17 protein-coding genes and 2 pseudogenes are annotated in these 19,457 nt (G+C 65.1%); 11 read left to right on the top strand and 8 right to left on the bottom strand.

The features are described from left to right. The first annotated feature begins 139 nt into the window (after positions 1-139). The 8 genes and pseudogenes from BRADO_RS04565 to BRADO_RS04530 all read left to right on the top strand — a co-directional run bounded on the left by BRADO_RS04565 (position 140) and on the right by BRADO_RS04530 (position 8,720). Positions 140-1,035, top strand: a pseudogene (locus BRADO_RS04565) (IclR family transcriptional regulator). A 66-nt stretch (positions 1,036-1,101) separates the two neighbouring features. Beyond that, positions 1,102-1,899, top strand: a complete 798-nt coding sequence (locus tag BRADO_RS04560; protein ID WP_011924145.1) for an ABC transporter ATP-binding protein — start codon at positions 1,102-1,104, stop codon at positions 1,897-1,899. Beyond that, entirely contained in the window at positions 1,896-2,609 is a 714-nt protein-coding gene (locus BRADO_RS04555) for an ABC transporter ATP-binding protein (protein WP_011924144.1), read from the top strand. The genes BRADO_RS04560 and BRADO_RS04555 overlap by 4 nt, the downstream gene beginning before the upstream one ends. A 13-nt stretch (positions 2,610-2,622) precedes the next feature. Further along, positions 2,623-3,501 (top strand): branched-chain amino acid ABC transporter permease, encoded by an 879-nt coding sequence (locus tag BRADO_RS04550; protein ID WP_011924143.1) that lies wholly within the window; start codon positions 2,623-2,625, stop codon positions 3,499-3,501. Positions 3,502-3,503: 2 nt separating this feature from the next. Next, the gene (locus BRADO_RS04545; RefSeq protein WP_011924142.1) at positions 3,504-4,520 is read left to right on the top strand and encodes a branched-chain amino acid ABC transporter permease; all 1,017 of its coding nucleotides are present in this window, start codon (positions 3,504-3,506) and stop codon (positions 4,518-4,520) included. A gap of 10 nt (positions 4,521-4,530) precedes the next feature. Next, positions 4,531-5,754, top strand: a complete 1,224-nt coding sequence (locus BRADO_RS04540; RefSeq protein WP_011924141.1) for an ABC transporter substrate-binding protein — start codon at positions 4,531-4,533, stop codon at positions 5,752-5,754. A gap of 351 nt (positions 5,755-6,105) precedes the next feature. Next, a pseudogene (locus BRADO_RS04535) lies at positions 6,106-7,328 on the top strand (ABC transporter substrate-binding protein). Between the two features lie 111 nt (positions 7,329-7,439). Further along, positions 7,440-8,720 (top strand): glycerate kinase, encoded by a 1,281-nt coding sequence (locus BRADO_RS04530; protein ID WP_011924139.1) that lies wholly within the window; start codon positions 7,440-7,442, stop codon positions 8,718-8,720. A 13-nt stretch (positions 8,721-8,733) separates the two neighbouring features. Here BRADO_RS04530 and BRADO_RS04525 read toward each other — a convergent pair whose 3' ends face one another. After that, positions 8,734-9,240 (bottom strand): MarR family winged helix-turn-helix transcriptional regulator, encoded by a 507-nt coding sequence (locus BRADO_RS04525; protein ID WP_011924138.1) that lies wholly within the window; start codon positions 9,238-9,240, stop codon positions 8,734-8,736. A 193-nt stretch (positions 9,241-9,433) separates the two neighbouring features. Here BRADO_RS04525 and BRADO_RS04520 point away from each other — a divergent pair, with 193 nt between their 5' ends. From BRADO_RS04520 to BRADO_RS04510, 3 genes are read left to right on the top strand one after another with little or no spacing between them, the layout of a single operon-like run. Beyond that, complete coding sequence (locus tag BRADO_RS04520; protein WP_041756093.1) at positions 9,434-10,474, top strand: branched-chain amino acid ABC transporter permease; 1,041 nt, start codon at positions 9,434-9,436, stop codon at positions 10,472-10,474. A 3-nt stretch (positions 10,475-10,477) separates the two neighbouring features. Further along, entirely contained in the window at positions 10,478-12,247 is a 1,770-nt protein-coding gene (locus BRADO_RS04515; RefSeq protein WP_011924136.1) for an ATP-binding cassette domain-containing protein, read from the top strand. Further along, positions 12,244-12,969 carry an ABC transporter ATP-binding protein gene (locus BRADO_RS04510; protein WP_011924135.1) on the top strand — a complete coding sequence of 242 codons (726 nt, stop codon included), beginning with the start codon at positions 12,244-12,246 and terminating at the stop codon, positions 12,967-12,969. Before BRADO_RS04515 ends, BRADO_RS04510 begins: the two co-directional genes overlap by 4 nt. Before the next feature lie 29 nt (positions 12,970-12,998). Here the strand turns inward: BRADO_RS04510 and BRADO_RS04505 are convergent, their stop codons facing one another. The 7 genes from BRADO_RS04505 to BRADO_RS04480 form a co-directional block, all read right to left on the bottom strand. Next, positions 12,999-13,805, bottom strand: a complete 807-nt coding sequence (locus BRADO_RS04505; protein WP_011924134.1) for a shikimate dehydrogenase — start codon at positions 13,803-13,805, stop codon at positions 12,999-13,001. Between the two features lie 95 nt (positions 13,806-13,900). Further along, positions 13,901-15,046 (bottom strand): ABC transporter substrate-binding protein, encoded by a 1,146-nt coding sequence (locus BRADO_RS04500; RefSeq protein ID WP_041756092.1) that lies wholly within the window; start codon positions 15,044-15,046, stop codon positions 13,901-13,903. An 11-nt stretch (positions 15,047-15,057) separates the two neighbouring features. Then, positions 15,058-15,252 carry a hypothetical protein gene (locus BRADO_RS34905; RefSeq protein WP_157872515.1) on the bottom strand — a complete coding sequence of 65 codons (195 nt, stop codon included), beginning with the start codon at positions 15,250-15,252 and terminating at the stop codon, positions 15,058-15,060. Between the two features lie 9 nt (positions 15,253-15,261). Beyond that, a complete protein-coding gene (locus BRADO_RS04495) occupies positions 15,262-15,681 on the bottom strand; it encodes a thioesterase family protein (protein WP_011924132.1) in 420 nt (139 codons plus the stop codon). Between the two features lie 209 nt (positions 15,682-15,890). Further along, a complete protein-coding gene (locus BRADO_RS04490; protein ID WP_011924131.1) occupies positions 15,891-16,655 on the bottom strand; it encodes an SDR family NAD(P)-dependent oxidoreductase in 765 nt (254 codons plus the stop codon). 24 nt (positions 16,656-16,679) lie between these two features. Beyond that, on the bottom strand, positions 16,680-18,581 hold the full coding sequence (locus tag BRADO_RS04485; protein WP_011924130.1) for a feruloyl-CoA synthase: 1,902 nt from the start codon (positions 18,579-18,581) through the stop codon (positions 16,680-16,682). A gap of 1 nt (position 18,582) precedes the next feature. After that, positions 18,583-19,383: a crotonase/enoyl-CoA hydratase family protein gene (locus BRADO_RS04480; RefSeq protein ID WP_011924129.1), complete on the bottom strand. Its 801-nt coding sequence runs from the start codon at positions 19,381-19,383 to the stop codon at positions 18,583-18,585. Positions 19,384-19,457: the final 74 nt, after the last annotated feature.

The following is a 19,457-nucleotide window of genomic DNA, read 5'->3' as shown; positions in this document are numbered from 1 at the left end:
AGAGTATCAGCCTTGCTTGCGTCTACCCGCTGCCGAACATCAATTCCGCAGTGCGAAACGTAATTCCACATCTTGACAGCCAGGGTTATTTTGAAGCACGAGCGTTGTCAACGAGGCTCATCAATCAACAGCCGATGACATGAAACGCCCAGGGAAGAAACCCGCGACCGATCGCAACTTCGTGGTTGCGCTGTCACGCGGCCTCGAGGTGCTCAGGGCTTTCCGGCCCAATGACGGCCTGCTGGGCAACCAGGAGATCGCGGCACGCACCAATCTGCCCAAGGCCACGGTGTCGCGACTGACCTATACGCTGACCAAGCTTGGTTATCTCACCCCAGTTCCTCGTTTCGAGAAATATCAATTGGCGCCATCAGCCCTGCTGCTCGGCTACGCCGCGCTCGCCAATCTCGGCGTGCGCCAACTCTCCGAACCGTTCCGCGAGCAGTTGATGCGCGAGACCGGCGGCGCGGTGGCGATCGGCGGCCGCGACCGGCTCAGCATGATCTATATCGGGCAGAGCCGTCACGGTGTCGTCAACGTCGAACTCGACGTCGGCTCACGCATTCCGATCGCCACCACCGCCATGGGCCGGGCCTATCTTTGGGCGTTGCCCGAGGAGGAACGCACCGCGCTGATGCGCGAGATGCGCGAGCATTACGGCAACCGCTGGCCGAAAATCCGCGACGGCATCGAGCGCGCCGGCGAGACCGTCGCCAGGCACGGCTTCACCATCTCGGCCGGCGAATGGCAGGACGACGTCCACGCCGTCGGCGCGGCGCTGAGGCTCAACGATGGAACGGGTCCCTATGCGATCAATTGCGGCGCGCCCGCATTCCGCTTCACGGAAGAGCGTCTGCTGACCGACATTGGACCTCGCCTCGTCGCGATGGTAAGAAAAATCGAAGCAGCCTTGGCGGACTCGCGCCGCAAACTAATCAGACCAATAATCAGACGAGCCAATCGTCTCACAAAGACCTCAATAAAAAGCCGAAGCCAGGAGGAAAAGTTGCCCGTGTTGCCGAGGGTATCAGATAGCCTGCATCATCGCGGTCGGCTGGCGCCGCGCCTTCACCTGAACGATTTCGGGAGGGGCGAGACGAGATGACGCAGGCACAACTCGCCCAGACCAACGACCCGCTGCTCGCGGTCCGCGATGTCAGCGTCGTGTTCGGCGGCATCGTGGCGCTGAACGGCGTGTCGTTCGACATGCAGAAGGGCCAGATCCTCGGCCTCATCGGTCCGAACGGCGCCGGCAAGACCACACTGTTCAATTGCCTCAGCCGCCTCTATCAGCCGAGCTCCGGCGACATCCTGATGGAAGGCCGCAGCATCCTGAGCCGGCCGCCGCACCGCATTGCCGAGATCGGCATCGGCCGCACGTTCCAGAACGTCGCGTTGTTCCCGAACCTGTCCGTGCTCGACAACGTCCGCGTCGGCACGCATGCGCGGACCTCGAGCGACATCATCTCGGATTCGCTGCGGCTGGCCTGGATCCGCCGCAGCGAGACTGCCGTGAACACCAAGGTTCACGAGATCCTGGCCTATCTCAATCTCGAGGAGGTGGCGCACAAGACCGTGTCCGGCCTGCCGTTCGGCACCCAGAAGCGCGTCGAACTGGCGCGCGCGCTGGCCGCCGATCCGAAGATCCTGTTGCTCGACGAGCCTGCCGGCGGCCTCAATCACGAGGAAGTCTATGTACTCGGGGACCTGATCCGCCGCATCCGCGACGACCGCCACATCACCGTGCTGCTGGTCGAGCATCACATGGGTCTCGTGATGTCGATCGCCAACCACGTCGTGGCGCTGAATTTCGGCCGCAAGCTCGCCGAGGGCACGCCGGCCCAGGTGCAGGCCAATCCCGACGTCATCAAGGCCTATCTCGGGAGCAAGGATCAATGACGGCGCTTCTTAACGTCAAGGATCTCAGGGCCTTTTACGGCCAGGTCCAGGCCCTGCACGGCCTCTCCTTCTCGCTCAACGAGGGCTCGCTGACGACCTTGCTTGGCGCCAACGGCGCCGGCAAGACCACGACCTTGCGCGCGATCTGCAACATGGTGCGCTCGACCGGTGCGATCGAGTTCGAGGGCAAGCCGCTCAACAACAAGTCGACCGAGAGCATCGTCCGCTTCGGCATCGCCCACGTCCCGCAGGGCCGCGGCACCTTCACCAACATGACGGTGGAGGAAAACCTGCAACTCGGCGCCATCACCCGCAGCGACAAGGCGGCTATCGTCGCCGACATCGAGCGGATGTACTCCTACTTCCCGAAGCTGAAGGAACGTCATACCCAGCAGGCCGGCACGCTGTCGGGCGGCGAGCAGCAGATGCTCGCTGTGGCGCGGGCGCTGATGCTGCGTCCCCGGCTGATGCTGCTCGACGAACCGTCGTTCGGCCTTGCACCGCTGGTGGTGCGCGATCTCTTCGGCATTCTCGGCAAGATCAATCGGGATGAGAAGGTCTCGATCCTTGTCGTCGAGCAGAACGCGCAGCTCGCACTCGAGCTCGCCGACCAGGCCTATGTGATCGAGACCGGTCGCATCGTCATGTCGGGCGCGGCATCCGACATCGCGAACGACGAGAACGTCCGCAAATCCTATCTGGGCTACTGACGGAGTCAGGACAATGGAGCTTTTCACCAACCAGGTCCTGGCCGGTATCGCGACCGGCGCGATCTATGCCTGCATGGCGCTCGCCGTCGTGATGATCTACCAGGCCATCGACCATCTCAATTTCGCGCAGGGCGAGATGGCGATGTTCTCGACATTCATCTCGTGGCAGCTGATGCAATGGGGCCTGCCCTATTGGGCGGCCTTCGTCGTCACGCTCGCGTTCTCCTTTATCGGCGGCATCGCGATCGAGCGCGTGCTGTTCAAGCCGCTCGCCAAGGCACCGATCCTGACCCAGGTCGCCGGCTTCATCGCGCTGTTCTCGATCATCAACTCCTGCGCCGGACTGATCTGGGACTTCACGATCAAGCAATATCCGACCCCGTTCGGCTCCTCGCCGTTTCTGGGCAGCCAGCTGATCTCGACCCACCAGGCGGGCATGATCGGCATTACGCTTCTTCTCCTGGTCGGGCTGTACTTCTTCTTCCAGTACACCCGCGTCGGCCTCGCCATGCGGGCGGCAGCAGCGCTCCCTGAATCCGCGCGGCTGGTCGGCATCAACACGTCCTGGATGATTGCGCTCGGCTGGGGCATGGCGGCGGCGATCGGCTCGATCGCCGGCATGCTGATCGCGCCCGTGGTGTTCCTCGAGCCCAACATGATGGGCGGCGTGCTGATCTACGGATTTGCCGCGGCGGTGCTCGGCGGCCTCACCAGCCCGTTCGGCGCCGTGCTCGGCGGCTTCCTGGTGGGCATCTTCGAGAACCTCGCCGGCACCTACATCCCACACGTGGGCAATGAGATGAAGCTGCCGATCGCGCTGGCGCTGATCATCTCGGTCCTGGTCATCAAACCCGCCGGCCTGTTCGGTCGCAACATCGTGAAGCGAGTCTGATCATGAGCGCAGTCGAGGAAATCGCATCCCAGGCGCCCGCGGTCGAGGCCGTTCCGAAGCGGGCCATGACACTGAGCTCGGGCACAACCTTCGTCGTCGTGCTTCTGCTTCTAATCGTTCCGCTGTTCGTCAAGAACTTCATCATCTTCCAGATGACGATGCTCCTGATCTATGGCCTGGCCGTGCTGGCGCTGAACATCCTGACCGGCGGCTCCGGACAGTTCTCGCTTGGGCAGAGCGCGTTCTACGCCGTCGGCGCTTACACGTCTGCGATCCTGATGGAGCAATACAACGTCAACTATGCGCTGACCCTGCCGATCGCGGGCGTCATCTGCTTCGGCTTCGGCTTCCTGTTCGGACAGCCGGCGCTGCGGCTGTCCGGCGTCTATCTCGCGCTCGCCACCTTCGCACTCGCCACAGCGATGCCCCAGATCCTCAAGCTCGGCTTCTTCGAGCACTGGACCGGCGGCGTGCAGGGCCTCGTCGTCACCAAGCCCGATGCGCCGTTCGGCCTGCCGATGTCGCAAGATATGTGGCTTTACTACTTTACGCTCGCGATCACGATCGCGATCTACATCTTCTCGGTGAACCTGCTGCGCTCGCGCTCCGGCCGCGCCTTCATGGCGATCCGTGACAATGAGATCGCCGCCTCAGCCATGGGCATCGACGTGGCGACCTACAAGACGCTGGCGTTCGGCGTCAGTGCCGGCATCACCGGCGTGGCCGGTGGGCTCGGTGCCATCGCGGTGCAGTTCGTCGCGCCCGACAGCTACACGATCGTGCTCGCGATCTCGCTGTTCCTCGGCATGGTCGTCGGCGGCGTTGGCTGGCTGCCCGGCTCTTTCGTGGGCGCCGCCTTCATCATTTTCGTCCCCAATATCGCCGAAGGCATCTCCAAGGGCCTGTCGGGCGCGGTGTTCGGCGTGCTGCTGTTCCTCGTCATCTTCCTCGTGCCGCACGGTTCGCGGCAGGTGGCGATGGTGGCCCAGCAGCTGCTCGGCAAACTCAGGAAGAACTAAGGAGGAATTCTTGCAGGTCGTTCAACAACTACGTATCGCCGCCCTCGCGACGGCGGTCATCGCCCTCACGTCGGGCGCGGCACTCGCCCAGAAGAAGTATGACACCGGCGCATCCGATACCGAGATCAAGATCGGCAACATCATGCCCTACAGCGGACCCGCGTCTGCCTACGGCGTGATCGGAAAGACCGAGGAGGCCTATTTCAAGAAGATCAACGCCGAGGGCGGCATCAACGGCCGCAAGATCAACTTCGTCACCTACGATGACGCCTACTCGCCGCCGAAGGCCGTGGAGCAGGTTCGCAAGCTGGTCGAGAGCGATGAGGTCCTGGTCGTCTTCAACCCGCTGGGCACGCCGTCGAACTCGGCGATCCAGAAATATCTCAACGGCAAGAAGATCCCGCAGCTGTTCGTCGCGACCGGCGCCACCAAGTGGAACGATCCCAAGAACTTCCCCTGGACCATGGGCTGGCAGCCGAGCTACCAGAGCGAGGGCCGTATCTATGCGAAGTACCTGCTCAAGGAGAAGCCCGGCGCCAAGATCGGCGTGCTGTTCCAGAACGACGATTTCGGCAAGGACTATCTGAAGGGCCTCAAGGACGGTCTCGGCGACAAGGCTGCGTCGATGATCGTGATGGAGGAGAGCTACGAGACCTCCGAACCGTCGATCGACGGCCATATCGTCAAGCTGAAGGCTTCCGGCGCAGATACCTTCTTCAGCGTCACCACGCCGAAATTCGCGGCGCAGGCGATCAAGAAGCTCGCCGAGATCGACTGGCATCCGCTGCATCTGGTGGTGAACGTCTCGGCTTCGGTCGGCAGCGTGATCAAGCCGGCGGGCTTCGAGAACGCGCAGGGCATTCTCTCGGCCGCCTACGCCAAGGACGCCGCCGATGCGCAGTGGGACAATGATCCCGGCATGAAGAAGTTCTTCGACTTCCTCGCGCAGTACGCGCCCGATGCCAACAAGCTCGACAGCTCGACCGTCTATGGCTACGGCGCCGCGCAGACGCTGGTGAAGGTGCTGCAGATGTGCGGCGACGACCTCACCCGCGCCAACGTCATGAAGCAGGCCGCGAGCCTGAAGGATTTCGCGCCGGACACGCTGCTGCCCGGCGTCAAGATCAACACCTCGGCCACCGACTTCGCCCCGATCGAGCAGCTGCAGATGATGCGGTTCAAGGGCGAGAAGTGGGAGCTGTTCGGCGAGGCCATCAGCGGCGCCGTCGAGTAACCGAAGAAGCGAGCCATCGTGCATCGCCGCAGAAAGCGATGCCGATCTACACTGGCCCTCCGTGCTACCGGCACGGAGGGCTTTTTCATGCGCGCAGCTTCCCTTCGCAACGGTGAATGAACACCGGCCCGTCATTTCAGGCTGTTGTTGCAAGGCAAGATCCCGCAGAGATTGCGTTACCCCTCGCAGTTGCACAACAGACCAACGGTTGGGCAGACCGCGAAACCATGGCCCGTGCCGCGATGTCGCAGCCGCGCCGCACCGGCTCTGCTATAGTTTCCCGGTCACAAAGAGAGCCTCCACCAAGGAGGCCATGACACATCATCCAGAGCAACACGGGAGACACGCACAATGATGATCACGCGCAGAGCCGCCCTCGCCTCGGTCGCCGCCATCGTCCTCGCCTCGTCAGGCGCATTCGCCGCCGACAAGAAATACGACACCGGCACCTCCGATACCGAGATCAAGATCGGCAACATCATGCCGTATAGCGGGCCGGCCTCGGCCTACGGTATCATCGGCAAGACGGAGGCTGCCTACTTCAAGAAGATCAACGCCGAGGGCGGCATCAACGGCCGCAAGATCAACTTCATCTCCTATGACGACGCTTATTCGCCGCCGAAGGCCGTCGAGCAGGCGCGCAAGCTGGTCGAGAGTGACGAGGTCCTGCTGATCTTCAACTCGCTCGGCACGCCGTCGAACAGCGCGATTCAGAAGTACATGAATGCCAAGAAGGTGCCGCAGCTGTTCGTCGCGACCGGCGCCACCAAGTGGAACGACCCGTCGAACTTCCCGTGGACCATGGGCTGGCAGCCGAGCTATCAGGCGGAGTCGCGGATCTACGCCAAATATCTCCTGAAGGAGAAGCCCGACGCCAAGATCGCCGTACTGTATCAGAACGACGATTACGGCAAGGACTATCTCAAGGGCCTCAAGGACGGGCTCGGCGCCAAGGCGGCGAGCATGATCGTCATGGAGGAGAGCTATGAGACCACGGAGCCGACGATCGACAGCCATATCGTCAAGCTGAAGTCGACCGGCGCCGACGTCTTCATGAACATCACGACGCCGAAATTCGCCGCGCAGGCGATCAAGAAGGTCAAGGAGATCGACTGGAAGGCGCTGCACCTCCTCAACAACGTCTCGGCCTCGGTCGGCAGCGTGCTGAAGCCGGCCGGCTACGAGAACTCGCAGGACATCATCTCGGCAGCCTATCTGAAGGACGTCTCCGACCCGCAGTGGAAGGACGATGCCGGGATGAAGCAGTTCCTGGACTTCATGGCCAAGGACTTCCCGGAAGGTGACAAGCTCGATGGCGGTGCCGTCGTCGGCTACGGCGTGGCGCAGACCCTGGTGCAGGTGTTGAAGCAGTGCGGCGACGATCTCACCCGCGAGAACGTCATGAAGCAGGCAGCGAGCTTGCGCAACTTCCGCACCGAGATGCTGCTGCCGGGCATCAGCATCAATACGTCGGCGACAGACTTCGCGCCCGTCAGCCAGCTGCAGCTCATGCGCTTCAAGGGGACAAGTGGGAGCTGTTCGGCGACGTGATCTCGGCCGACGTCGGCGGCTGAGGCGCCGGCGGCCGGCGCGAACATGGCCCCGCAGGCTCGACCTGCGGGGTTTGCCTTCTTCATCTTGGCCGGGCTAAGGAGACGAGACGCCTCCAGCCTTGCAGGAATTCGATGATCGACCGCCGTCCACTGTTGCGTGCCATCTTCGACGCCGCCGTCGCCGCGGCCCATCCCGACGTGGTGCTGCCTGCGTTCCTGCCGGCGTCGCCCAAGGGACGGATCATCTGCCTCGCCGCTGGCAAGGGCGCGGCGGCGATGGCGGTGGCGGCGGAGCGACATTACTTGGACACGCTGGGGGTCGATCCGGCGAAGCTCGTCGGCATTGCGACCACCCGCCATGGCCATGGCGTGCCGACCCGCCGCGTCAAGGTGATCGAGGCCGGCCACCCGATGCCGGACGAGGCCGGACTGAAGGCCGCCGACGACACCCTGCAATTGGCGGCGACCGCCCAAGCCGACGATCTGATGCTGGTGTTGATCTCCGGCGGCGGCTCCGCCAACTGGGTCGCGCCGGCGCATGGCGTCAGCTTCGCGCAGAAGCAGCAGCTGACGCGGGCGCTGCTGCGCTCGGGCGCGCCGATCGGCGAGATGAACATCGTCCGCAAGCATCTGTCGCGGATCAAGGGCGGTCGGCTGGCGCGGGCGGGTCAGAAGGCCGAGATCGTCACGCTGGCGATCTCCGACGTACCGCATGACGATCCCTCCGCCATCGCCTCCGGGCCGACGGTGCCGGATCCGACGACGCTGGCGGATGCCCGCGCGATCGTCGCCAAATACAGGCTTGAGGTCGACCCGGCGATCGCGCGGGCGCTCGACGATGCCGCCAATGAGAGCTGCAAGCCCGGCGACCCCGCCTTCGCCCGCGCCTCGTTCGAGCTGATCGCGCGCCCGGCGAGCTCGCTCGCGGCTGCCGTGGCCGCCGTGAAGGCCGCCGGCTACGACGTGCTCGACCTCGGCGCCGATCTCGAAGGCGAGGCCCGAGAGGTCGCCGCCGATCACGCCAAGCTGGCACGCGAGGCCCGTTCGCTCGGCCGCCGCATGGCGATCATTTCCGGCGGCGAGCTCACGGTGACCGTCCGCGGCCAGGGCCGCGGCGGGCCGAACCAGGAATATGCGCTCGCGCTCGCCGACCTGCTCCAGGACATGGACGGCGTCGCGGCGCTGGCCGGCGACACCGACGGCGCCGATGGCGGCGGCGGCAGCGCCTCCGATCCGGCCGGCGCGCTGGTCGATGCCGAGGTCATCGCGGCGATGCGGGTCCAGAAGCTCGATCCGCCGGCCTATCTCGCCAACAACGACGCCACCGCCTTCTTCGCGGCCACCGGCGGTCTGCTGCAGACCGGCCCGACGCTGACCAACGTCAACGACGTCAGGGTGATCCTGGTCGAGTGAGGGCGCCACCCCTTCAGAACTCCTCCGCGATCTTGGTCAGCATCGCCAGCAGCGTCTCGCGCCCATCCGGGCCGAGCAGCTCGTTCAGCCGCGCCTCGTGCTTCGACATCACCAGCTTCTTGGCGCGGGCGAGCACGCCCTTGCCCTTCTCGGTGAGGAGCAGGATGTGGGAGCGCCGGTCATTGGCCGAGCGGACGCGGATGCAGAGGTCGCGGCCTTCCAGGCTGTCCAAAAGCGATACGAAGTTGGGCCGGAGGATGCCGAGCGTGTTGGCGATCTCGGTCTGGTTGCGGCCGGGATTGGCGTCGAGCAGCAGCAGCACCGAGAACTGCGCGGGCGTCAGCTGCAAGGGTGCAACGCAGCGCAGGAAGTCCTCGAACACCTTCAACTGCGCCCGTTTCAGCACATAGCCGAGCAGATCCGAGAGCTCGCCGAGCTGGACCGCTTGCGTCTCCTCGACGGCTACGGCAGCTTCCCGGCGGCTGTCGCGCTTGCTGACGGGCTTGGCGCTATCGGACATCGCGGTCCGCCAAATTCATCTCTGCTTCCATCCCTCGGTCTCGAATGCCGCAGCCGGAACAGCGGCCTTGAGATTATATTCGATAATTGTTATCCACTATATCAAACACGGGCAGCCATTCAACTGCTCCGACCAGCCGCGGGCGCAAGGCACCCCGCGGCGTGCGGTCACCATTGAGGGGGAGCGTCCTGTCTTGAACACAACGATCTTGCTGTTCCTGTTGCAGGACGGCATTACCAACGGCGCGATCTACGCCCTGCTCGGGCTGGCGCTGGTGCTGGTATTCGCCGTCACGCGCGTCATCCTCATCCCGCAGGGCGAATTCGTCACCTACGGCGCGCTCACCTACGCCTCGCTTGCCGCCGGCCGCATGCCCGGGACCGCCAAGCTTGCGGTCGTGATCGGCCTCGTCGCCTTTGCCTTTGACCTCTATGCGATGCGCAAGACGCTGCACGCGCCAAAGATCGCGCGCGCCTTCGCCCTTCACGTCGCCTTTCCGGTCGTCGTACTGCTCGCCAGCATGTGGGCTGCCGACCAACGCATGCCAGCGGGCGTCAGCCTGGTGCTGTCGCTGATGATCGTGGCGAGCATCGGCCTGTCGCTGTACCGCATCGTATTCCAGCCGCTCGCCCACACCTCGGTGCTGGTGCTGCTGATCGCCTCGGTCGGCGTCCACCTCGCGCTGCAGGGCCTTGGCCTGTTGTTCTTCGGCGCCGAAGGGCAGCGCGGCCCGACGCTCCTGACCGCCAGCGCAACGCTCGGCTCGCTCCGCTTCACCGGCCAGGGCATGGCGGTCTACGGCATCACCGTTGCGTTCATCATCGGCCTCTGGCTGTTCTTCGGCTTGACCTTGTACGGCAAGGCGCTGCGCGCCACCGCCGTCAACCGGCTCGGCGCCCGCCTGGTCGGCATCCGCACCACGCTGTCCGGCCAGATCGCGTTCCTGCTGGCCTCCACCATCGGCGCGCTCTCCGGCATCCTGATCGTCCCGATCACGACGCTCTATTACGACACCGGCTTCCTGATCGGCCTGAAGGGCTTCATCGCCGCGATCATCGGCGGTCTCATCAGCTATCCGCTGACCGCCGTGGCCGCGATCGTCGTTGGCATCGTCGAGGCGTTCTCCTCGTTCTACGCCTCGAACTTCAAGGAAGTGATCGTCTTCACACTGCTGATCCCGGTCCTGCTGCTGCGTTCGCTCGCCGCGCCCGCGGTCGAAGAAGAGAAGGATTGAGCCGTGCGCGAGCGTTGGCCTCTCATCATCTTTGCCGTCCTCGTCGCGGCGATCCCGTTCATCCCGGGCATGCCGCCGTTCTGGATCGTGCTGCTCGACAATATCGGCCTGTCCGCGCTGGTGGCGATGGGTCTGGTGCTGCTGACCGGTGTCGGCGGCCTCACCTCGTTCGGCCAGGCTGCCTTCGTCGGCTTCGGCGCCTACACGACCGCGGTGCTGTCGGCGCAGTATGGCGTCTCGCCGTGGCTGACACTGCCGCTGTCGCTGCTGGTGTCGGGTGTCGCTGCCGTGCTGCTCGGCCTCGTCACGGTCAGGCTGTCCGGTCACTACCTGCCGCTCGGCACGCTCGCCTGGGGTCTCGGCCTCTATTATCTCTTCAGCAAGCTCGCCTTTCTCGGCCGCAACGACGGTGTCTCCGGCATCCCGCCGCTGTCGATCGGCAGCCTCAAGATGCTCGATCCCGGCACGATCTATTTCGCGATCTGGGCCGCCGTGCTAATCGCGGCCCTGCTGACGATGAATCTGCTGGACTCCCGCACCGGCCGCGCCATCCGCGCGCTGCGCCGCGGCCACATCGCTGCCGAAGCGTTCGGCGTGTATTCGCCGCGCGCCAAGCTCCTGGTGTTCATCTACGCGGCCGTGCTCGCCGGCCTGTCCGGCTGGCTCTATGCGCACTTCACCCGCGCCGTGAACCCGACGCCGTTCGGTGCCCAGGCCGGCATCGAATATCTGTTCGTCGCCGTGGTCGGCGGCGCCGGTTATGTCTGGGGCGGCGTGCTCGGTGCGGCGATCGTCGTGATCCTGAAGGAGGTGCTGCAAAGCTATCTCCCGCTTCTGCTGCATGGCGAGGGCCAGCTCGAGACCATCGTGTTCGGCATCCTGCTCGTCACCCTGCTGCAGCTCGCACCGACCGGCCTGTGGCCGTGGCTGACGGCGCGGCTGCCGTTCAAGCCTGCCGCCAAGAAGCCGGACACCACGATCAAGCTGCCGTCCCGCGAGCGCTCCGCGGGCACGCCGAGCGTGCTCTTGCAGGTCGACAACGCCCGCAAACAGTTCGGCGGCGTGGTCGCGGTCAACAATGTCTCGTTCGACGTCCAGGCGCGCGAGATCGTCGCGCTGATCGGGCCGAACGGCGCCGGCAAGAGCACGACCTTCAATCTGATCACCGGCGTGCTGCCGCCGACCTCCGGCAACATCTCGGTGCTCGGCAAGGCCGTCGGCAACGCGCCGCCGCAGGACGTCGTCAAGCTCGGCATTTCCCGCACCTTCCAGCACGTCAAGCTGGTGCCCGACATGACCGTGCTCGAGAACGTCGCGATCGGCGCGCATCTGCGCGGCCATTCCGGCGCGCTGTCCAGCATGTTCAGGCTCGACCGCGCCGACGAGGCCAGGCTGCTCGCGGAAGCCGCGCGGCAGATCGAGCGCGTCGGCCTCGGCGACCAGATGCACCAGCTCGCCGGCTCCCTGTCCCTGGGCCAGCAACGCATCGTCGAGATCGCCCGCGCGCTGTGCGTCGATCCGATGCTGCTGCTGCTCGATGAGCCCGCCGCCGGCCTGCGCCACATGGAGAAGCAGCGCCTCGGCGCGCTGCTGCGCGATCTGCGCGCCGGCGGCATGTCGGTGCTGCTTGTCGAGCACGACATGGGCTTCGTCATGGATCTCGCCGACCGCATCGTGGTGCTCGATTTCGGCACCAAGATCGCCGAGGGCACACCAGCCGCGATCAAGACCAATCCCGAGGTGATCAAGGCGTATCTCGGAGCCGCCGCATGAGCACCCTGCTGGAAGTCACCGACGCTCACGTCTCCTACGGCAAGGTCGAGGCGGTCCGCTCGGTCTCGCTCACCGTGGTGGAGAACGAGATCGTCACCATCATCGGCGCCAACGGCGCCGGCAAGACAACTCTGCTCAGCGCCATCATGGGCGTGTTCCCGCTCAAGGGCCGCGTCTCCTTCCTGGGCGAGGACCTGGCCCGCTACGAGATCGAGGACCGCGTCGCGCGCGGCCTCTGCCTGGTGCCGGAGCATCGCGAGCTGTTCGCGACCATGAACGTCGAGGACAATCTGCAGCTTGGGGCCTTCAGAATGTCGAAAGCGCATGCGGCGCGCGGCTTCGAGCACGTCTACACGCTGTTCCCTAAGCTGAAGGAGCGGCGCAAGCAGCTCGCCGGCACGCTGTCCGGCGGCGAGCAGCAGATGCTGGCGATGGGCCGCGCGCTGATGGGCTCGCCGAAGATGCTGATGCTCGACGAGCCCAGCCTCGGCCTCGCTCCGATCATCGTCGCCGGCATCTTCGAGATCGTCGCCAAGCTGCGCGAGGAAGGCGTCTCGGTGCTGCTGGTCGAACAGAACGCCAAGGCCGCGCTCAAGGTCGCCGACCGCGCCTATGTCATGGAGCTCGGCGAGTTCGTGCTGAGCGGCAAAGCCTCGGAAATCGCGACCGACCAGCGCGTCGCGGCGAGCTATCTCGGCTTTGCCGAGACGGCGGCGAGCTGAGCCGGACAGCTGGATGGGACGGCGCCGTCTCAGGATGGTGCCTCCTTCGACAGCAGGAAGTCGACCATCACACGCTCCAGCGCCCGGTACATGTCGATGCCGGTCGCCGTCAGGCAGCCAAGCTCTCGTGCAGCGGCGATGAACGGCGACACCTCCGGCTTGGTGATGACGCAGCCGCAATAGGCTGACGGGCTGACGGTCGCCATGTCGATGGGCAGGGGATCACTGGACTGCATGCCCGCCGGGCTCGCATTCGCGACCATGTCAAATCCATCCGCGTCAGTGCTGCCGACGACCGCGCGGCCTTTGCCGCGCTCGTTGAGGCGCGCGATCAGGGCATCGCGACGGCCTGCATCGCTGTCGTGAATGGCGAGCTCGCGCACGCCGGCGTCGATCAGGGCCAGCGCGATAGCCGAACCGGCGCCGCCGGCCCCGATCTGCAAGGCGCGAACACCGGCCGGATCAAAGCCTGCCGCCTTCGCCGCGCCGACGAAGCCGAGGCCGTCGACCATGTCGCCATGCCAACGGCCGTTCGCACCACGCCGCATCAGGTTCACGGCGCCGATGAAGTGCGCGCGCTCGGTCGCCGTGACGCAAGCGCGGTAGCAGGCGAATTTGTGCGGGATCGTGGCGACGATGCCATCGAGATTCTTCACCCGCGTCATTGTCGCCAGGAAGTCGGCGAGATCGGCCGACGCGACTTGCACAGCCACCAGGATCGCGTCGCTCTCGCGATCCGCGAAGGCTTCGCTGACACCGGCCGGCGCGCGCACCTGCGCGATCGGATCGCCGATGATGATGTGGAGCCGGGTGGCGCCGGTGGGGGCGAAGATCATCGCAGGCCTCCGAGAAAAAGAAACGCTCCGTCCAGATGGCCGAAAGGCCGGCTCACCGAGCCGGCCTTTCTCAAACGAAGCTATGGTCCGTTCGCTCACTTCGCGGGAACGTATTTGCCGTCCTTCACGGTCAGGATGATGCGGGCGCGGTCGTCGAGGCCCGAGCGATCCTTTTCGGTGAAGTTGTAGACGCCCTGCGAGGCCGCGAGATCCTTCTCGCTCAGGAGCGCCTGGCGGATCGCCTCGCGGAACTCCGGCGTGCCGGGCTTCGCGGTCTTGAGCGCCACCGGGATGACGCGCTTGAGGATCTCGAACGCGTCGAAGGAGTGACCGGCGAACTGGCTGCGGCTGTTCGGGCCGTACTTGGCCTCATAGGCCTTGTTGAGCTCGAGGCCGGGCTTCTTGGTCAGCGCGCTGTCATCTTGCGTTTCCGGCGACATCACCGGGCCCGAGGCCATGATCACGCCCTCCGCCGCCTTGCCGGCGATGCGGATGAAGTCCATGCTCGCCGCACCATGGGTCTGATAGATCAGACCGGTGTAGCCGCGCTCGCGCAGTTCGGTCTGCGGCAGCGCCGCCGCGGTGCCGGAAGCGCCGACCAGGATCGCGTCGGGATTGGCGGCGACCAGCTTCAGCACCTGGCCGGTCACCGACGTGTCGGGACGCGCGAAGCGCTCCTCGTCGGCGATGGTGATGCCCATCGGCACGGCCTGGTTCTTGAGATCGTTGAACCAGAGATCGCCGTAGGAATCGGAATAGCCGATATAGCCGACGGTCTTGATGTTGTGCGCCTTCATGTGCTCGTAGAGCACCTTGCCCATGATCGGCACCGGCTGCGGCATCACTACCGACCATTTGGTGCGCTCAGGGGTGACCGGGAACGGCGCCAGGCCGAAATGCGGAATGCCGGCTTCGTTGGCGACGTTGGACACCGCGATGGTCGGCGGGGTCAGCGCCGAGCCCATGATGATGTCGGCCTTCGACTCCGTCACGAAGCGGCGGGCGTTGGTGGTCGCCGTGGTCGGATCGCCGCCGTCATCGAGCACGATCACCTTCAGCGGTACGCCGCCGATCTCCTTCGGCACGAATTCCAGCGCGTTGCGCTCGGGGATACCGAGGGCTGCGCCCGGACCCGTCGTGGTCGTGGTGATGCCGATGGTGATCTCGCTGGTCTGCGCCAGCGCCGGCGCCGACGCCAGCATCGCAATGACGCCAGCCGCAGCCAGATAGGCCTTCCTCATCAAATCCTCCCTCAATCTTTTCGGTTCAGCTCGTGATCCGCCGATCCTGTTTGCAGTTCCGCCCTCAACCAGGGCGCCTTCCAGTTGGGCCGGCCGATCATGTGTTCAACCGTGATCATAGCATTGAACACGAGAAGATCACGCCTCTCCATCCGACCAAAGCACGACAGCTGAACATCCTTAAGACCGCCGCGTGTCGCACCCATTCCTTCGCCTCATTCGCCGAGGAATTTCGCCCGCATCTCCTCCGGAAATGGCGCCGATTTCAACTTGTCCGGATCGGCCGGATCGCGCCCGACCAGCACCCGCGTCTCGAAACCCTCGATCGCAAGCGCCTCGCCCTTGAACACCTTGTGGGTGACGTCGAAGGACGAGCGCTTGATGCTCTCGACCCGGCTTTCGATCGTGATCCAGTCGCCATAGGTCGAGGGGATGTAGAACTTGGCGCGGGTGTCAACCATGGGGATGCCGACCAGCCCGTAGCGGCGGACGATGTCCTGCTTGGAGAAGCCGGCCGCCTCGAACATGACCGAGGTTGCATCATCGAACATCGCGAAGTAGCGCGGGTAGTAAACGATATTGGCGGGATCGCAGTCACCCCACTGGATTTGCACGTCGCGACGGTTGACGAACATGTCTTGGAAGCCTCACTGCATCGCCGATGGCGGTCCGTAGGGTGGGCAAAGGCGCTCAGCGCCGTGCCCACCATTTCCAGCGGCGGTGGGCACGCTGCGCTTTGCCCACCCTACGTTTCTCTCCGTCATTGCGAGCGAAGCGAAGCAATCCAGGGTCCCATCGGGACTCTGGATTGCTTCGTCGCTTCGCTCCTCGCAATGATGAATTCTCACTTCGGCGCCATGCGGAGCGAGCCGTCGAGGCGGACGACTTCGCCATTGAGATAGGGGTTCTCGACCATGTGCAGCGCCAGCGCGGCGAACTCGGAGGCATCGCCGAGGCGGCGGGGGAACGGGATCGCGGCGGCCAGCGAGTCCTGGGCTTCCTGCGGCAAATTGGCGAGCAGCGGGGTCAGGAACAGGCCGGGCGCGATGGTCAACACGCGGATGCCGAACTGCGCGAGCTCGCGGGCGATCGGCAGGGTCATACCGACGATGCCGCCCTTCGACGCCGAATAGGCCGACTGCCCGATCTGGCCGTCATAGGCTGCGACGGACGCGGTGTTGATGACGACGCCGCGCTCGCCGGTCGCCTGCGGCTCCAGCTTGGTCATGCCGTTGGTGGCCAGGCGCAGCATGTTGAACGAGCCGATCAGGTTGACCTTGATGACCTTCTCGAAATCCGACAGCGCCATCGGGCCGTCACGGCCGACGACGCGCTTGGCGACGCCGATGCCGGCGCAGTTGACCAGCACGCGCGGCTGCTGACCGAGCGCCTCGACCGCCTTGGCGACGGCGGCTTCCGCGCCCGCGGCATCGGAGACGTCGCAGATCACCGGAACGCCCTTGATCTCGGCCGCGACCTCCTCCGCCAGCTTGGCATTGAGATCGAACACGGCGACCTTGGCGCCCTGCGAGGCGAGCTTGCGGGCGGTGGCGGCGCCGAGGCCCGAGGCGCCGCCGGTGACGATGGCGGCCTGATCCTTCAACAACATGTCGTCTCTCCCTTATTTCGTTGATCAGCCGGCGATGATGATGTCGTCGTCCGGTGTCGACGCGTAGATGCGCTCGATCAGGTCCTTGCGGTTCTCCAGCACGGCGCGCTGGTTGATCGAGCCCTTGTCGGTGACCTCGCCCTTGTCGATCGACAAGGGCAGGCCGAGCAGCACCGCGCGCGTGATCCGCGTCGAGGAGCCGGTCGCGGTCTTCAGGAATTTCGTGAAGCGCTCGCGGAACGCGGCCACGATCAGCGGATCCGACGCGGTTTCGGCGAGATCATCGAACGGCAATGTCGCGTTGATCAGGCGGCAGCCGTCGAGGTCGAGCACGACGATGGCCGCGATCTCGTCGCGGTTGATGCCGGCGATGATGACGTCGCGCGCCAGCGGTGCGCAGGCCGCGACGAAGCGCGCGCGCAAGGGGCCGACCGACACCCAGGTGCCCGACGCCAGCTTGAAGTCCTCGGCGACGCGGCCGTCGAAATCGAACCCGGCATTGAAGTCGTTGGGATCGGCGGGCTTCAGCGCGTCGCCCATCTGGTAGTAGCCCTCGGAGTCGAAGGCGGCGGCCGAGACTTCGGGAAGACGCCAATATCCGGGCGTCACGTTCGGGCCCTTGGCGCGCACTTCCATCTTGCCGTTGTTCGGCACGAGCTTGGCCTCGTTGCCTGGCACGGGAAGGCCGACATGGCCGGAGCGGCTGGTGCGCGGATTGACCGACATGAAGAACGGCGCGGTCTCGGTCGAGCCGAGTCCCGTCAGCATCGGCACGCGATACCCCGTTTCGGCCACGGAGAGCTCGTCGAGCTCGTTCCAGACGTGCGGCGCGAGCGCGGCGCCGGAGAAGAACATCGCATGCAGCCGGCGGAAGAACGTCTTCCGCAGATTGGGGTCCTCGCGGAAATAGGGCAGCAGCGACTCGTAGCCCTTGGGGACGTTGAAATAGACCGTCGGCGAGATCTCCCGCAGGTTGCGCACGGTCTCCTCGATGCCGCCGGGCACCGGCTTGCCCTGGTCGAGATACATCGAGCCGCCGTTGAACAGCGTGAGACCGATGTTGTGGTTGCCACCGAAGGTGTGGTTCCACGGTAGCCAGTCGACGATGACGGGCGGCTCGTCCTTCAGGAAGGCGAGCGTCTCGCGGATCATCACCTGGTTGGCGCAGATCATGCGCTGGGTGTTGATGACGGCCTTGGGATTGCCGGTCGAGCCCGAGGTCAGCAGGAATTTCGCGATCGTGTCCGGGCCGATCTTGTCATGGACAGCATCGAGACCGGCGAACAGCGGCGAGGCGATCAGCTCCGACAGCATCGTGATCTTGCGGCCCGGGACTTCGCCGAAGGATGCGACGATCTCGGTGCCTTCCGGCGCGTTGGCGATCAGCGCGTCGGCAAACTTGTCGGCGTCGTCGACGAAGACGAGACCCGGCGTCAGCAGCTTCATCAGGTAGGCGAGCTTGCCGTAATCGCGCGACACCAGCGAATAGGCCGGCGACACCGGGCAGAACGGCACGCCGGCATAGAGCGAGCCGAACGCGACTAGCGCGTGGTCGATCGAATTGCCGGACAGGATCATCACCGGGCGGTCCGGCGACAGGCCGCGGGCGAGCAGGCCGGAGGCGATATGCCGGCTTGCCGCCAGCAAGGTGCCATAGCTCAGCTCGCGCCAGCCTTCGGGGCCGACGCGCTCGGCCATGAACACGCGCTCCGGCGTTTCCTTGGCGAAGTGATGCAGCCGATCGGTGATCCGCTGCGGAAAGTCGCCGAGCGGACGCGTCGGCCGGAGATAGATGGTGCCGTCGTCGCGGCGCTCGACGTCGACGACGGGATCATTGAAGGAGATGGCGCGCAACGGATGAACACTGGCGCTCCGCGCCGTGCTGTCCGTTCCTCCCTGTGTGATTTTTGTTGTTTGCGCGGTCATGTCACGTCGGCTTCACTTTGGCTGTCTTGTGATCGAGAAAGGCGCGGATGCGGCCCTTGGCCTCCTTGTCGCTCTGCGCGACGGTGGCCATCAGCGATTCCATCAAGAGACCGGTCTGCGGATTGGCTTCCGCAATCATCGGCAGCGCCTGCAGCACTGCGAAATTCGTCAGCGGCGCGTTATTGGCGATCTTGGCCGCGAGTTCCAGCGCCTTGGTCGTCGCCGCGCCGGCTTCGACGAGGTATTGCGCGAAGCCATAGGACGAGCCTTCGGTCGCGGAATAGACGCGGCCGGTCAGCATCATGTCCATCATGCGGGCGACGCCGATCAGGCGCGGCAGCCGCACCGAGCCGCCACCGCCGACGAAGATGCCGCGCTGGCCCTCGGGCAGCGCGAAATAGGCCGAGGGCTCGGCGACGCGGATATGCGCGGCGCAGGCGAGCTCGAGGCCGCCGCCGATGACGGCGCCCTTCAGCGCGGCGATCACCGGCACACGGCAATATTGGATGCGGTCGAACACGCGGTGCCACATCTGCGAATGCACCAGGCCTTCGGTGGCGTCGCGCTCGCGCAGTTCGGAGAGATCGAGGCCGGAGGAGAAATTGTCGCCGAGGCCGTGGATCACGACGCAGCGGATATCATCGGGCAGGCTGGTGAAGCACTCGCCGATCGCGAGGATGATGCCGTCATTCAGCGCGTTGCGCTTGGCGGGCCGGTTGAGCCCGATGGTCAGGACGGCGCCCTGCTGTTCGATCTGCAGCAGCGACGGATCGCCCGCTGGCGTGGTGTCGGCGTTTCCCATCGTTCGATTGTGTCCTGTTCAGAATAGTTATGTTTTATAACGATCTTGCCAGGAGTCAATAAGCGGCGCCGGAC

Origin of the sequence: Bradyrhizobium sp. ORS 278, from assembly GCF_000026145.1 — a bacterium.
Taxonomy (GTDB): domain Bacteria; phylum Pseudomonadota; class Alphaproteobacteria; order Rhizobiales; family Xanthobacteraceae; genus Bradyrhizobium.
Note: the sequence above shows the minus strand (reverse complement) of the source record. Positions and strands in the feature narration are given on the sequence as shown.